This is a genomic window from Pseudomonas sp. NFACC25 (genome assembly GCF_900100935.1).
Lineage (GTDB): Bacteria > Pseudomonadota > Gammaproteobacteria > Pseudomonadales > Pseudomonadaceae > Aquipseudomonas > Aquipseudomonas marginalis.
The window spans coordinates 90,142-104,614 of sequence record NZ_FMUC01000004.1 but is presented as its reverse complement, the minus strand read 5'-3'; the positions used below and the strand labels follow the sequence as shown (position 1 = coordinate 104,614).

General features: G+C 63.2%; 10 protein-coding genes. All 10 read left to right on the top strand.

The window, feature by feature from the left end; genetic code table 11:
* Positions 1-79 precede the first annotated feature (79 nt).
* The 10 genes from BLQ09_RS11450 (at position 80) to BLQ09_RS11405 (ending at position 14,430) form a co-directional block, all read left to right on the top strand.
* Positions 80-1,939: an extracellular solute-binding protein gene (locus tag BLQ09_RS11450; RefSeq protein WP_092356765.1), complete on the top strand. Its 1,860-nt coding sequence runs from the start codon at positions 80-82 to the stop codon at positions 1,937-1,939.
* Entirely contained in the window at positions 1,939-3,000 is a 1,062-nt protein-coding gene (locus tag BLQ09_RS11445; protein WP_027608619.1) for a microcin C ABC transporter permease YejB, read from the top strand. Before BLQ09_RS11450 ends, BLQ09_RS11445 begins: the two co-directional genes overlap by 1 nt.
* The gene (locus BLQ09_RS11440; RefSeq protein ID WP_065927157.1) at positions 3,000-4,022 is read left to right on the top strand and encodes an ABC transporter permease; all 1,023 of its coding nucleotides are present in this window, start codon (positions 3,000-3,002) and stop codon (positions 4,020-4,022) included. The genes BLQ09_RS11445 and BLQ09_RS11440 overlap by 1 nt, the downstream gene beginning before the upstream one ends.
* A gap of 10 nt (positions 4,023-4,032) precedes the next feature.
* Positions 4,033-5,607, top strand: a complete 1,575-nt coding sequence (locus BLQ09_RS11435; RefSeq protein ID WP_092356759.1) for an ABC transporter ATP-binding protein — start codon at positions 4,033-4,035, stop codon at positions 5,605-5,607.
* Positions 5,604-6,995 (top strand): sigma-54 interaction domain-containing protein, encoded by a 1,392-nt coding sequence (locus tag BLQ09_RS11430; RefSeq protein ID WP_092356756.1) that lies wholly within the window; start codon positions 5,604-5,606, stop codon positions 6,993-6,995. Before BLQ09_RS11435 ends, BLQ09_RS11430 begins: the two co-directional genes overlap by 4 nt.
* 293 nt (positions 6,996-7,288) lie before the next feature.
* Positions 7,289-8,680: a GntP family permease gene (locus tag BLQ09_RS11425; protein ID WP_027608623.1), complete on the top strand. Its 1,392-nt coding sequence runs from the start codon at positions 7,289-7,291 to the stop codon at positions 8,678-8,680.
* A gap of 7 nt (positions 8,681-8,687) precedes the next feature.
* Complete coding sequence (locus tag BLQ09_RS11420; protein ID WP_092356753.1) at positions 8,688-9,461, top strand: 3-hydroxybutyrate dehydrogenase; 774 nt, start codon at positions 8,688-8,690, stop codon at positions 9,459-9,461.
* Between the two features lie 61 nt (positions 9,462-9,522).
* Complete coding sequence (locus BLQ09_RS11415; RefSeq protein WP_092356750.1) at positions 9,523-11,481, top strand: acetoacetate--CoA ligase; 1,959 nt, start codon at positions 9,523-9,525, stop codon at positions 11,479-11,481.
* A gap of 134 nt (positions 11,482-11,615) precedes the next feature.
* Positions 11,616-14,123: a PAS domain-containing hybrid sensor histidine kinase/response regulator gene (locus BLQ09_RS11410; RefSeq protein ID WP_027608626.1), complete on the top strand. Its 2,508-nt coding sequence runs from the start codon at positions 11,616-11,618 to the stop codon at positions 14,121-14,123.
* 31 nt (positions 14,124-14,154) lie between these two features.
* Positions 14,155-14,430, top strand: coding sequence for a peptidylprolyl isomerase (locus BLQ09_RS11405; protein WP_010564624.1), 276 nt, complete (start codon positions 14,155-14,157; stop codon positions 14,428-14,430).
* The last annotated feature ends 43 nt before the right edge of the window (positions 14,431-14,473 follow it).

The window sequence follows — 14,473 nt, the reverse complement described above, 5'->3', positions numbered from 1 at the left end:
GTGCATGTGACGACTGGCGACGCTGATGCCGTTAGCGTACAAATCCTTATTCTTCTTCACCCGGCGTTCAAGGCTGACAATGCGATTGGCTTTTTCCAGACTGTTCAGTACCTCCCTGGCCCTGCTGCTGGCCAGCAGCGCCGTGATCGCGGCGCCCCAACCGTCCATGACCGTGTACGGCGAACCGGCCAAGTATCCCGCCGGTTTCAGCCATTTCGACTACGCCAACCCCAACGCCCCCAAGGGCGGCAGCCTGCGGCGCTCGGCGCTGGAGATCGGGCGTTTCGACCATGTGCTGCCGTATATCGACAAAGGCATCGGCGTCTCCCAGGTCGACGGCTGGTTGTATGCGCCCCTGGCCCTGCGTTCCCTGGATGAGCCCTATACGGTGTATGGCCTGGTGGCCGAGAAGATGGAACGCGCGGAGGACGGCCTGTCCCTGCGCTTCTTCCTCAACCCCAAGGCGCGCTTTGCCGATGGCAAGCCGATCACCGCCGAAGACGTGCGCTACAGCTTCAACCTGCTGATGACCCAAGGCAGCCTGCGCTTTCGCACGCTGTTCGCCGACGTCAAGCACGTCGAAGTCGAAGGCCCGCGCCAGGTCCGTTTTGATTTCTCCAGCAATGAAAACCGCACCCTGCCCCTGGATGTCGCCACCCTGCCGGTGTTTCCCGAGCACTGGTGGAAAACCCGCGACTTCGCCAACGGCGGTGGCTACGAAGCCCCACTGGGCAGCGGCCCGTACAAGGTCGGCAAGATCGACTCGGGCAGCACCATCACCTTTACCCGCGACCCCGACTGGTGGGGCAAGGACCTGCCCGTCAGCCGCGGCCTGTACAACTTCGATCACCTGAGCCTGGAGTACTTCGGTGACACCGAAGTGGCCCGCCAGGTACTGCGCGGTGGCGCCTACGACTTCAACCGTGAGTTTTCCGCCACCGGCTATTCCATCGGCTACAACGGCCCGGCCCTGGACGATGGCCGCCTGCAACGTGCGCACCTGGCCAAGGACATGCCGCAACCGGCCCAGGGTTATGTGTTCAACGTGCAAAAACCGATGTTCAAGGACCGTCGCGTGCGCCAGGCCCTGGCGATGCTGTGGGACTTCGAATGGGCCAACCGGCAGATGATGCGCAACCTGTACATCCGCCAGCAAAGCTACTTCTCCAACAGCCCGTTGGCCGCCACCCAGCTGCCCACCCCGGAAGAACTGGCGATTCTGGAACCCTTGCGCGGGCAGATTCCCGACGAGGTATTCACCCAGGTGTTCAAGGCCCCGGTCACCGATGGCAGCGGCATGATCCGCGACAAACAGCTGCAAGCCCTGGCGCTGCTGGAAGAAGCCGGCTGGAAGCCAGACGGCGACAAACTGGTCAACGCCGAGGGCGAGCCGCTGGAGTTCACCTTCCTCAATGCCCAGAACGGGCTGGAACGCCTGCTGTTGCCGTACAAACGCAACCTCGCACAGATCGGCATTACCTTGAACATCCGCCGCATCGATTCTTCGCAATACGTCAACCGCCTGATGGCCCGCGACTACGACATGATCGTCACCGGCTTCCCGGTCACCACCTCGCCCGGCATGGAGCTGTACAACTACTTCGGCTCGACCGCCGCATTCGATCCGGGCGCCAACAACTACATGGTGCTCAAGGACCCGGCCGTCGACAGCCTGATCAAGGGCCTGGTCAAGGCCGACACCCAGGCGCAGATGCTTACCTATGCCCATGCCTTGGACCGGGTGCTGCAATGGAATTACCTGTGGATCCCCAATTACTACCCGCCCGGCACCTCCGCCGCGTGGTGGAACCGCTTCGGCCGCCCGGCCATCGAGGCCAGGAATGATGAAGCCCTGGAAACCTGGTGGGAAATCAGCCCTACCCCGCTGACCAATGAACAAATGAATGCCGAGTTGAAAAAACGCGCGGGAGCTCGCTGATGTTTGCCTATATCGTGCGGCGCCTGCTGCTGATCATCCCGACGCTGGTGATCATCCTGCTGGTCAACTTCGTGATCGTCCAGGCCGCCCCCGGCGGACCGGTGGAACAAGCCATCGCCCACTTGCAGGGCATCGGCGGCGGCGCGGTCGGCGGCTCATCCGGCGACGGTGTCAGCAGCGGCTCCCGTGCCAGCCGCGGGCTGGACCCGAAACTGATCAAGGACATCGAAAAACAATACGGCTTCGACAAGCCCGCGCCGGAACGCCTGTGGCTGATGCTCAAGAGCTACGCCCAGCTGGATTTCGGCAACAGCTTCTTTCGCGGCGCCACCGTGATCGACCTGATCCTGGAAAAAATGCCGGTGACCATTTCCCTCGGCCTGTGGGCCACGCTGATCACCTACCTGGTGTCGATCCCCCTGGGCATTCGCAAGGCGGTGCGCCATGGCAGCAGCTTTGATGTGTGGAGCAGCACCGCCATTGTGATTGGCTACGCGATGCCGGCGTTCCTGTTCGCGATGTTCCTGATCGTGGTGTTCGCCGGAGGCACGTCATTGAACTGGTTTCCGGTGCGCGGGCTGGTCTCGGAAAACTTCGCCGAGCTGAGCACCGTGGGCAAGATCGCCGACTATTTCTGGCACCTGGTGTTGCCCGTCAGCGCACTGGTGATCGGCGGGTTCGCCACCTTGACCATCCTGACCAAAAACTCGTTCCTCAATGAAATCACGCGCCAGTACGTAGTGACCGCCCGCGCCAAGGGCCTGAGCGAACGGCGGGTGCTGTACGGCCATGTGTTTCGCAACGCCATGCTGCTGGTGATCTCGGGGATTCCCCAGGCGTTCATCAGTGTGTTCTTTGCCGGTTCGCTGTTGATCGAGGTGATTTTTTCCCTCGATGGCCTCGGCCGCATGAGCTACGAAGCGGCCGTGTCCCGGGACTACCCGGTGGTGTTTGGCTCGCTGTTTATCTTCACCTTGTTCGGCCTGCTGATAAAACTGATCGGCGACCTCTGCTACACCCTGGTGGACCCGCGTATCGACTTCGCCGCGAGGAACGCCTGATGCTTAACCTGTCTCCCGTGGCCCGTCGGCGTTTCGAACGCTTCAAGAAAAACCGTCGCGGCTGGTGGTCGCTGTGGCTGTTTATCGGGCTGTTTATCCTGACCCTGGGCGGCGAATTGATCGCCAACGACAAGCCCTTGGTACTCAGCTACAAGAACGAGCTGTATTTCCCGGCGTTCAAGCGCTACACCGAGCAGCAGTTCGGCGGGCAACTGCCGTTCCAGGCCGATTACCGCAGTGACTACGTGCAAAAGCTGATCAAGCAGGACGGCGGCTGGATGCTGTTCCCGCCCATCCCGTTCAGCGACGACACGCCCAACTACGAACTGACCCGCCCGGCCCCCAGCCCGCCCTCGACGGTGAACTGGCTGGGTACCGATGACCAGTCGCGGGATGTGCTGGCGCGGGTGATCTTCGGTGCGCGGGTGTCGATCCTGTTTGCCCTGGCACTCACCGCGATCAGCGCCACCATCGGCATCGCCGCCGGGGCCTTGCAGGGCTATTACGGCGGCTGGGTGGATCTTCTCGGCCAACGCATCCTTGAAGTGTGGTCCGGGCTGCCGGTGCTGTACCTGCTGATCATCCTGTCGGGGTTTGTCGAGCCGAACTTCTGGTGGTTGCTGGGGATCATGGCGCTGTTTTCCTGGCTGGCCCTGGTGGATGTGGTGCGCGCCGAGTTCCTGCGCGGGCGCAACCTGGAGTACGTCAAGGCCGCACGGGCCCTGGGCCTGGGCGACGGCAAGATCATTCGCCGGCACATCCTGCCCAACGCCATGACCGCCACCTTGAGCTACCTGCCGTTCATCCTCACCGGGGCGATTTCCACCCTGAGCGCCCTGGATTTCCTCGGTTTCGGCATGCCTGCGGGCAGTGCGTCACTGGGCGAGCTGATTGCCCAGGGCAAGCAGAACCTGCAAGCGCCGTGGCTGGGCCTGACGGCGTTTTTCACCTTGGCGCTGATCCTGTCGCTGCTGGTCTTTATCGGCGAGGCATTACGTGATGCCTTCGACCCACGTTCATGAGTGACTGCGTATGAACCTGATCGAAATCCGCGACCTCAGCGTCGCCTTCAGCGGCCAGACCGTGGTACGCAACCTGAGCCTGGACGTCCGTCCCGGCGAGTGCCTGGCGCTGGTGGGTGAGTCCGGCTCCGGCAAGTCGGTGACCGCCCATTCGATTCTGCAACTGCTGCCCGAAGCCGGTACTGAAACCCGTGGCTCCGTGAAATATCGCGGCCAGGAACTGGTCGGCGCCTCGGCATCGACCTTGCAGAAACTGCGCGGCAACCGCATTGCGATGATCTTCCAGGAGCCGATGACCTCCCTCAACCCGCTGCACAGCATCGAAAAACAGATCGGCGAAACCTTGCTGCTGCACAAGGGCCTGGGCGGCAAGGCGGCGCAGGCGCGCATCCTCGAGTTGCTGCAGTTGGTGGGCATCCAGAAACCCCAGGAACGCCTCAAGGCCTATCCCCACCAACTCTCCGGGGGCCAGCGCCAACGGGTGATGATCGCCATGGCCCTGGCCTGTGAGCCGGAGCTGTTGATCGCCGACGAGCCCACCACCGCCCTTGACGTGACCGTGCAGCGCAAGATCCTGCTGCTGCTCAAGTCCCTGCAACACCGCCTGGGCATGTCGCTGCTGCTGATCAGCCATGACCTCAACCTGGTGCGCAGCATTGCCCAGCGGGTGTGCGTGATGCGTGCCGGCGAGATTGTCGAGCAGGCTGACTGCGAGACCTTGTTCACGGCCCCCCAACACCCCTACAGCCGCCTGCTGCTGGACGCCGAGCCGTCCGGCGATGTGCTGTGCAGCGAGCCACGGGAGACCGTGCTGGACGTGCACGACCTGAGCGTGCAATTCCCCCTGGGCGGCGGTCTGTTCCGGCGCAAGACCTACCTGCGCGCGGTGGATGGCATCAGCCTCAGCGTGCAGCGCGGCAAGACCCTGGGGATTGTCGGCGAGTCCGGTTCGGGCAAGTCCACCCTCGGCCAGGCGATCCTGCGCCTGCTGGATTCCACCGGCAGCATCCGCTTCCAGGGCGAGGCCCTCGACCCGCTCAACCACAAGCAGATGCGCCCGTGGCGCAAGCAGATGCAAGTGGTCTTCCAAGACCCCTACGGCAGCCTCAGCCCGCGCATGTCGGTGCAGCAGATCATCAGCGAAGGCCTGGAGGTGCATGCGCCGTGCAGCCTCGCCGACCGCGATGCGCAAGTGATCCAGGTGCTCAAGGACGTGGGCCTCGACCCCGCCAGTCGCCATCGCTTCCCCCATGAATTCTCCGGCGGCCAGCGCCAACGCATCGCCATCGCCCGCGCGCTGGTGCTCAAGCCGGCGTTGATGCTGTTGGACGAACCTACCTCAGCCCTCGACCGCACCGTACAGAAGCAGGTCGTAGCGTTGCTGCGTGAATTGCAGGAAAAGTACGGCCTGACCTACCTGTTTATCAGCCATGACCTCGCCGTGGTGCGCGCCATGGCCCATGACATGATCGTGATCAAGGACGGCAAGGTGGTGGAGCGCGGGCCGAGCCATGACGTTTTCGAAGCGCCGCAGCACCCGTATACCAAGGAACTCCTGGCGGCGGCCGGCGGGCTGTCGTCATGAGTACCAGCCTGACGGACTACCAACAGGTTCGCGGCCTGGCGATCCAGTCGCTGTTCGAGATCATCGAGCAGTCCAGCGAAGGCACGGTGATTGTCGACCGCGACGCCAATATCGTCTGGATGAACGAGCGCTACGCCAAGCGCTTCGGCCTCAAGAGTGCCGATGAAGCCATCGGCCAGCCGTGCGAGCAGGTGATTTCCAACAGCCTGTTGCGCCAGGTGGTGCGCACCGACCGGCCGATTCTGCTGGACATCCAGGACACCCCCAAAGGCCCGTTGGTGGTGATGCGCCTGCCGATCCACAACGACGCCGGTGAAGTGATCGGTGCGATTGGCTTTGCCTTGTTCGATGAGCTGCGCAACCTGTCGCCGCTGATCGAACGCTACCTGAGCATGCAGCAGGAACTGGCCTCCACCCGCTCGTTACTGCGCTCACGCCAGAGCAAGTACAACTTCGCGCACTTTATCGGCACCAGCGCCGCCAGCCTGGAAGTCAAACGCCGTGCCCGGCGCAGCGCAAGCGCCGAATCGCCGGTGCTGCTGCTGGGCGAGACCGGCACCGGCAAGGAATTGCTCGCCCAGGCGATCCACGGCGCCTCACCGCGGGCGCACAAGGCGTTCGTCAGCATCAACAGCGCGGCGATTCCCCATGACCTGCTGGAGGCCGAGTTCTTCGGCACCGCGCCGGGCGCCTTTACCGGTGCCGATCGCAAGGGCCGCCCGGGTAAATTCCAGATTGCCCAGGGCGGCACGCTGTTCCTCGATGAAATCGGCGATATGCCGCTGCCGCTGCAAAGCAAGCTGCTGCGGGTGTTGCAGGAAAAGGAATTCGAACCGGTGGGTTCCAACGAAATGCTGCACAGCGATGTGCGGGTGATCGCGGCCACCTCCATGGACCTGGAAGCGGCGATCAAGCGCGGTGAGTTCCGTGCGGACCTGTATTACCGCCTGAACGTATTGCCGATCCAGGTGCCGCCGCTGCGTGAGCGGCTGGAGGACATTCCGGCGCTGAGCGAAGCGATCCTCGAGGAACTGCGCAGCCAGCATGAACTGGACCGCGAGGCCCTGGCGCTGTTGGCACAGCATGCGTGGCCGGGGAACATCCGCGAACTGCGCAACGTGCTGGAGCGCGCGGCGTTGCTGAGCGATGACCTGGTGTTGAACGCTGGGGACATTCGTGCGGCGATTGGCACGTTCAGCCCGGTGACGCGCGGCGCGGTGGACACGGTTGAGGGTGAGACGTTTGCGGCGGCGCGGGAGCGGTTTGATCGGCAGGTGATTGCGGCGGCACTCAGGGCGTGTGAGGGCAATGTGGTAGAGGCGGCCAGGCGATTGGGGTTGGGGCGATCGACGTTGTACAAGAAGATGGTGGCACTGGGTATCGCCTAGTCTCAAAATAGAGACCAAATTCTCCATACAAAGACATTCCCTGTGGGAGGGGGCTTGCCCCCGATAGCATTAGGTCAGTCAACACATATGCTGGCTGATGCACCGCTATCGGGGGCAAGCCCCCTCCCACATTTGATCTTCATTTGTCTCCAAATAGAGACAGCATTCAAAAACACTCGAAAGAAATTAAAAAATATCCATATATTTCAATAACTTGAAAATATGGCACACATCTCGCTATAGCCCTCCCCACTGCTTCACCCACAACAATAACAATCCGATGGAGACACACCATGAGTGTGATCATTGCCCTGGCAGCGCTCGCGTTGCTGATGCTGGCTGCCTACCGTGGCTATAGCGTTATCCTGTTTGCCCCCATCGCCGCCCTCGGCGCCGTGCTGCTCACCGACCCGTCCGCCGTCGCCCCTGCCTTTACCGGGGTGTTCATGGAGAAAATGGTCGGCTTTATCAAACTGTATTTCCCGGTATTCCTGCTCGGTGCGGTGTTCGGCAAGCTGATCGAGCTGTCGGGTTTCTCGCGTTCTATCGTGGCGGCGGCGATCCGTTTGCTCGGCACGCGCCAGGCGATGCTGGTGATCGTGCTGGTCTGCGCCCTGCTCACCTACGGCGGCGTGTCGCTGTTTGTGGTGGTGTTTGCGGTGTACCCGTTTGCGGCGGAGATGTTCCGCCAGAGCAATATCCCCAAGCGCCTGATCCCGGCGACCATCGCCCTCGGTGCGTTCTCGTTCACCATGGACGCCCTGCCCGGCACGCCGCAGATCCAGAACATCATCCCCAGCACCTTCTTCAACACCACCGCCTGGGCAGCGCCGTGGCTGGGGCTGATCGGCACGATTTTCGTGTTCTGCGCCGGCATGCTCTACCTGGCGCGCCAGCGCAACAAGGCCCAGCGCGCCGGTGAAGGCTACGGCACCGAGCTGCGCAACGAGCCGGAAACCGCCGAGAACCTCACGCTGCCCAACCCGTGGATCGCACTGTCGCCGCTGATCCTGGTGGGCGTGATGAACCTGCTGTTCACCCATTGGATCCCACAATGGTATGGCAAGACCCACAGCCTCAGCCTGCCGGGCATGAGCGCACCGGTGACCACCGAAATCGCCAAGCTCACGGCGATCTGGGCGGTGCAGGCGGCGTTGCTGGTGGGCATCATCATGGTGCTGGTATTCGGCTGGTCGGCGATCAAAAGTAAGCTCGCCGACGGCAGCAAGAGCGCGGTCAGCGGCGCATTGCTGGCGGCGATGAACACCGCTTCCGAATATGGTTTCGGCGCGGTGATCGCTTCGCTGCCGGGCTTCCTGGTGCTGGCGGACTGGCTCAAGGGCATCCCCAACCCGCTGGTCAACGAAGCGATTACCGTGACCCTGCTGGCCGGTATCACCGGATCCGCGTCCGGTGGCATGAGCATCGCCCTGGCGGCCATGTCCGAGAGCTTTATTGCGGCGGCCCATGCGGCCAATATTCCCCTTGAAGTGCTGCACCGGGTCGCGGCCATGGCCAGCGGCGGCATGGACACCCTGCCCCACAACGGCGCGGTGATCACCCTGCTGGCGGTGACCGGCCTGACCCACCGCGAAGCCTACAAGGACATTTTCGGCATCACGATCATCAAGACCCTCGCGGTGTTCGTGGTGATCGGTACTTTCTACGCCACCGGCATTGTGTGAGGTTTTCATGACAAGATTGAACGGCAAGACCGCCCTGGTCACCGGTTCCACCAGCGGCATCGGCCTGGGTATCGCCCTGAGCCTGGCCAAGGCCGGTGCCAACCTGATCCTCAACGGCTTCGGCGACGCCAGCGCGGTGGTCGCCCAGGTGCAGGCGTTTGGCGGCAAGGTCGGCCACCACCCGGCGGACGTCAGCGACCCGGCGCAGATCGCCGACATGCTGGCCTACGCCGAGCGTGAGTTCGGCGGTGTCGACATCCTGGTCAACAACGCCGGCATCCAGCATGTGGCGGCGGTGGAGGACTTCCCGGTGGAACGCTGGGACGCGATCATCGCGATCAACCTGTCCTCGGTGTTCCACAGCACGCGCTTGAGCCTGCCGGGCATGAAGGCCAAGGGCTGGGGGCGTATCGTCAACATCGCCTCGGTGCACGGCCAGGTCGGCTCGGTGGGCAAGGCCGCTTATGTGGCAGCCAAGCACGGCGTGATCGGCTTGACCAAGGTGGTGGGCCTGGAGACCGCCACCAGCAACGTGACCTGCAACGCGATCTGCCCCGGCTGGGTGCTGACGCCGCTGGTGCAGAAGCAGATTGATGATCGCGTGGCCAACGGCGTCGATCCGCAGCAGGCGCAACATGATCTGCTGGCGGAGAAACAGCCGTCCCTGGAGTTCGTGACGCCGTCGCAGCTGGGAGAGCTGGTGCTGTTCTTGTGCAGCGAGGCCGGTGCCCAGGTGCGGGGGGCGGCGTGGAACATTGATGGCGGCTGGCTGGCCCAATAAGGCCAGACACATTAGAACGCTATAGTTTGGAAAACCTGCATAAGAACAAGAGACCGTGCTGATGTCCGAAATCCTCTGGCAACCTTCCCCCGAACGCATCCGCACCACGCGAATGGACCAGTTCCGGCGCTTTATCAATGATCGCCACGGCGTGCAGCTCAGCGACTATCCGGCCCTGCACCAGTGGAGCATCGACCAGCGCCCGGACTTCTGGCAGGCGATCGTCACGTTCTTCGATGTGCAGTTTCGCAGCCCGCCCAGTGCAGTGCTGATCGAAGACGTCGAGATGCCCAGCGCCCAGTGGTTTCCCGGCGCGACCCTGAATTTTGCCGAACACCTGTTGCGCCGCCGCGACGATCACCCGGCGGTGGTCGCGATCAGCGAAGACGGCCAGCGTGAACAACTGACCTACGCCGAACTGGCCGCCCACGTCGCCGGCCTGCAGGACAGCCTGCGGGCGGCCGGTGTCGGCCGCGGTGACCGGGTCGCCGCCTGCATGCCCAACACCTGGCAAACCCTGGTCGGCATGCTGGCCACCACCAGCCTCGGCGCGATCTGGTCATGCTCCTCGCCAGACTTCGGCACCCAAGGCGTCATCGACCGCTTCGGCCAGATCGAGCCCAAGGTGCTGATCACCTGCGCCGGCTACCGTTATGCCGGCAAAACCATCGATCAGAGCGCCAAGCTCAATGAAATCCTCGAACGCCTGCCGTCCCTGGAACAATTGATCATCGTCCCGTATGCACGGCCCCAGGCCTGCGTCGAGGACTATCAGACCCAGGCCCGCGTCGCCCTGTGGAACGACTTCTACCAACCCGGCGGCGCGCCTGAATTCGTCGCGGTGCCGTTCGACCATCCGCTGTATATCCTCTATTCCAGCGGCACCACCGGCGTGCCCAAATGCATCATCCACGGCACCGGCGGCGTGCTGCTCACCCACCTCAAGGAACACGGCCTGCACGCGGATATCTCCCGCGAGGATTGCCTGTTCTACTACACCACCTGCGGCTGGATGATGTGGAACTGGCTGGTCTCGGTGCTGGCGATCGGGGCCACGGCGGTGCTGTATGACGGCTCGCCGTTTCACCCCGGCCCGGAACGCTTGATCGACCTGATCGACGCGGAAAAGATCAGCGTGTTCGGCACCAGCCCCAAGTTCCTCGCCACCCTGGAAAAGGCCGGGCTGCAACCGCGCCTGAGCCACGACCTGGGCAGCCTCAAGGGCCTGATTTCGACCGGCTCGCCCTTGTCGCCCCAGAGCTACGACTACGTGTACCGCGAGATCAAGGCCGAGTTGTGCCTGTCCTCGATGTCCGGTGGCACCGATATCGTCTCCTGCTTTGTGATCGGCAATCCGGTGTTGCCGGTGCGGCGCGGGGAAATGCAGTGCAAGAGCCTGGCCATGGCCATCGAGGTGTGGGACGACCAGGGCCAACCGTTGGTCGGGGAAAAAGGCGAGCTGGTGTGCACCCGGCACTTCCCGGCGATGCCCATCGGTTTGTGGAACGACCCGCACCAGAAGAAGCTGCGCGCCTCGTATTTCAGCCAGTTTCCCGGCGTGTGGGCCCAGGGCGACTACGCCGAGCAACGCCCCAACGGCAGCCTGCTGATTCACGGCCGCTCCGACGCAGTGCTCAACCCCGGCGGCGTGCGCATCGGCACCGCGGAGATTTATCGCCAGGTGGAAAAAGTCCCGCAGGTGCTGGAAAGCCTGGCCATCGGCCAACGCTGGCAGGACGATGTGCGGGTGGTGCTGTTTGTACGCCTGGATGACGGCATCGAACTGGATGAGGCCCTGGCGCAGCAGATCCGCCAGGTGATCCGCGCCAACACCACGCCGCGCCATGTGCCGGCGAAGATCCTCGCCGTCAGCGATATCCCCCGCACCATCAGCGGCAAGATCGTCGAACTGGCGGTGCGCAACGTGGTGCACGGCGAGCCGATGAAGAATACCGACGCACTGGCCAACCCGCAGGCCCTGGAGCAATTTCGCGACCGCCCCGAACTGGCGGAAAGATGAAAGGTTTCAGCCCTGCCGCACTCATTTGAAGACAAACCCTCAATGCATGCTATTTTTCGAGGGTAGTCACCCATCGGTGTCCCACGGGATAATGGGTGTTGTCATTTTTCAAAGCGTTACGCTCAGGGCTTTTTATGAAGGGAACAACCACCGGCAGCGAAGCCGCTGCATTGATTGCGCGGCTGGACTGGGCGCACAGCCCCCTCGGTGAGGCCAATGATTGGCCGCAAAGCCTGCGCACAGCCGTGGACATCGTCATCCACTCTCCGATGCCGATGCTCCTGCTGTGGGGCAGCGAACTCACCCAACTCTACAACGACGGCTTCGCCCTGCTGGCGGGCAATAAACACCCGGACGCCATGGGCCAGCCGGCGCACCAGACCTGGCCGGAACTCGAAAGCTTCACTGCGCCGATCTACGACGCCGTGCTGACCGGCCAGGTGCGCACCTTCAGCGAGCAGCGTTTTGTCCTGCAACGCAACAATCGCGACACCGAAATCTGGCTGGACCTGACCTACAGCCCGATCCGCGATGAAAGCGCCAATGTGGCCGGCATCCTGGTCACGGCCATCGAAACCAACGAACGGCGCAAGGCCCAGCACAACACCGAACAACGCCTGCAACTGGCCCTGGCCGCCACCGATGCGGTGGGCACCTGGGACTGGGACATTGGCGAAGACCGCTTTATCGCCGACGCGCACTTCGCCTACCTGCACGGGGTTGATCCAAGCGACGCCAGCCGGTTGCCGATCAGCGACTACCTGCAAGGCGTACATCCCGAAGACCGCGGCATGGTGGCGCGCAGCATCAAGCATTGCATCACCTACGGCACTGAATACGCCGAGGAATATCGCCTGCAACAGGCCGACGGCCAGGTGCGCTGGGTGTTCGCCCGGGGGCGTTGCTACAAGGATCATCAAGGCCGCCCCGCGCGCTTCCTCGGCGCGGCACTGGACCTCACCGAGCGCAAAAACACCGAGCAGGCCCTGCGCCAGAGCCAGACCGAACTGCAGTTGATCATCAACGCCATGCCGGTGCTGATCGGCTACGTCGACCACGAGCAGCGTTTTCGCCTGAACAACAGTGCCTACCTCGACTGGTACGGCCTGACGCCCCAGGAGCTGTACGGCAAGACCATCCGCGAAGTGCTCGGCGACGATGTGTACGCCGGGCGCGAGGACAAGATCGCCGCTGCGCTCAGGGGCAAGGCCTGCAGTTTCATGACCGTCACCCCCCATCGCGATGGCCGCCCGCGCCATGCGTTGATGAAATACCTGCCACGCTTCAGCAATGACGGCTCGGTGAACGGTTTCTACATCTTTGTCATCGATGAAACCGAACGCAAACTCACCGAAGAAGCCCTGCGCCACCTCAACGAGAACCTCGAGGAGCGCGTGGCCCAGCGCACCCAGGCGCTGGCCGAAGCCAACGAACGCCTGCAAAACGAGATGTTCGAGCGCGAGCGCGCCGAAGATGCCCTGCGCCATGCGCAGAAGATGGAAGCGGTGGGCCAGCTCACCGGCGGTATCGCCCACGACTTCAATAATATGCTCACCGGCATCATCGGCAGCCTGGACCTGATGCAGCGCTACATCGCCGCCGGGCGCAGCGACGAGATCGGCCGCTTTACCGACGCCGCCGTGTCCTCGGCCCATCGCGCGGCCGCCCTCACCCACCGTCTGCTGGCGTTTTCACGGCGCCAGTCGCTGGACCTTCGCCCGCTGGATCCGAACCAGTTGGTAGCGTCCCTGGAGGAGCTGTTCCAGCGCACCAAGGGCGCGCATATCACGCTCAAGGTGCAACTGGGCCGCGACATCTGGCCGGTCAACACCGACGCCAGCCAACTGGAAAACGCCCTGCTCAACCTGGTAATCAACGCACGCGACGCCATGCCCGATGGCGGCGAACTGCTGATCGAAACCGCCAACAGCTACCTGGACGGCACCGATATCACCACCCTCGAACCAGTCAGGGCCGGCGACTACGTGATGCTCGGCGTGTGTGACAACGGCAGCGGCATGGCACCGAAGATTCTCGCCAAGGCGTTCGACCCGTTCTTCACCACCAAGCCCATCGGCCAGGGCACCGGCCTGGGGCTGTCGATGATCTATGGGTTTGCCCAGCAGTCCGGTGGCCACGTGACCATCCAGAGCGAACCGGGTCAGGGCACTTGCGTGCGCCTGTACCTGCCGCGCCTGCACGGCACCTCCCTGGAAAGCAGCCAGCCCGCCCATCCGGGCGAAGTCCCGCTGGCCCTTGCCGGCGAAGCGGTGGTGGTGGTCGAGGATGACCCGGCGGTGCGCATGCTGGTGGTCAATGTGCTCGACGAGCTGGGTTATACCGCGCACCAGGCGGCGGATGCCCGTGCGGCGCTGCCGTTGCTGGAGTCGGACTTGCGCGTGGACCTGCTGGTGACAGACGTCGGCCTGCCCGGCATGAACGGCCGCCAACTGGCGGAGATCGCCCGCCAGCATCGGCCGGGGCTCAAGGTGCTGTTCATGACCGGCTACGCGGAGAAAGCCGCCGAACGCCAGGGCTTCCTGGAGGACGGCATGGACATGGTCGCCAAGCCGTTTTCCATCGACCTGCTGGCGACCAAAATCCGCAGCATGATCAGCGTCGATGATTCAGTTCAGGCATAATCGCGCGCCGTCGCACACCTGGTAGAGACCGATGAAAGCCCAAGCCCGCCATATCCTGGTGAAAACCAGCGAAGAAGCCGAACAGCTCAAGCAGCGCATTGCCAAGGGCGAAGCCTTTGATGTGCTGGCCAAGAAGTACTCCACGTGCCCGTCCGGCAAGCGCGGCGGCGACTTGGGTGAAGTGCGGCCGGGGCAGATGGTCGGGGTGATCGATGCGGTGATCTTCAAGAAACCGGTGAAGGTGGTGCACGGGCCGATCAAGAGCAAGTTCGGGTATCACCTGGTGCAGGTGTTTTACCGGGATTGAGGCTTTGGCTTAAGACCGCTATCGGGGGCAAGCCCCTCCCACA

What these genes read in the sequence shown, in the direction of transcription:
- BLQ09_RS11410 (WP_027608626.1), top strand. Translation starts at nt 11,616, where the DNA reads ATGAAGGGAACAACCACCGGCAGCGAAGCCGCTGCATTGATTGCGCGG.
- BLQ09_RS11420 (WP_092356753.1), top strand. Translation starts at nt 8,688, where the DNA reads ATGACAAGATTGAACGGCAAGACCGCCCTGGTCACCGGTTCCACCAGC.
- BLQ09_RS11405 (WP_010564624.1), top strand. Translation starts at nt 14,155, where the DNA reads ATGAAAGCCCAAGCCCGCCATATCCTGGTGAAAACCAGCGAAGAAGCC.
- BLQ09_RS11450 (WP_092356765.1), top strand. Translation starts at nt 80, where the DNA reads ATGCGATTGGCTTTTTCCAGACTGTTCAGTACCTCCCTGGCCCTGCTG.
- BLQ09_RS11425 (WP_027608623.1), top strand. Translation starts at nt 7,289, where the DNA reads ATGAGTGTGATCATTGCCCTGGCAGCGCTCGCGTTGCTGATGCTGGCT.
- BLQ09_RS11445 (WP_027608619.1), top strand. Translation starts at nt 1,939, where the DNA reads ATGTTTGCCTATATCGTGCGGCGCCTGCTGCTGATCATCCCGACGCTG.
- BLQ09_RS11430 (WP_092356756.1), top strand. Translation starts at nt 5,604, where the DNA reads ATGAGTACCAGCCTGACGGACTACCAACAGGTTCGCGGCCTGGCGATC.
- BLQ09_RS11440 (WP_065927157.1), top strand. Translation starts at nt 3,000, where the DNA reads ATGCTTAACCTGTCTCCCGTGGCCCGTCGGCGTTTCGAACGCTTCAAG.
- BLQ09_RS11435 (WP_092356759.1), top strand. Translation starts at nt 4,033, where the DNA reads ATGAACCTGATCGAAATCCGCGACCTCAGCGTCGCCTTCAGCGGCCAG.
- BLQ09_RS11415 (WP_092356750.1), top strand. Translation starts at nt 9,523, where the DNA reads ATGTCCGAAATCCTCTGGCAACCTTCCCCCGAACGCATCCGCACCACG.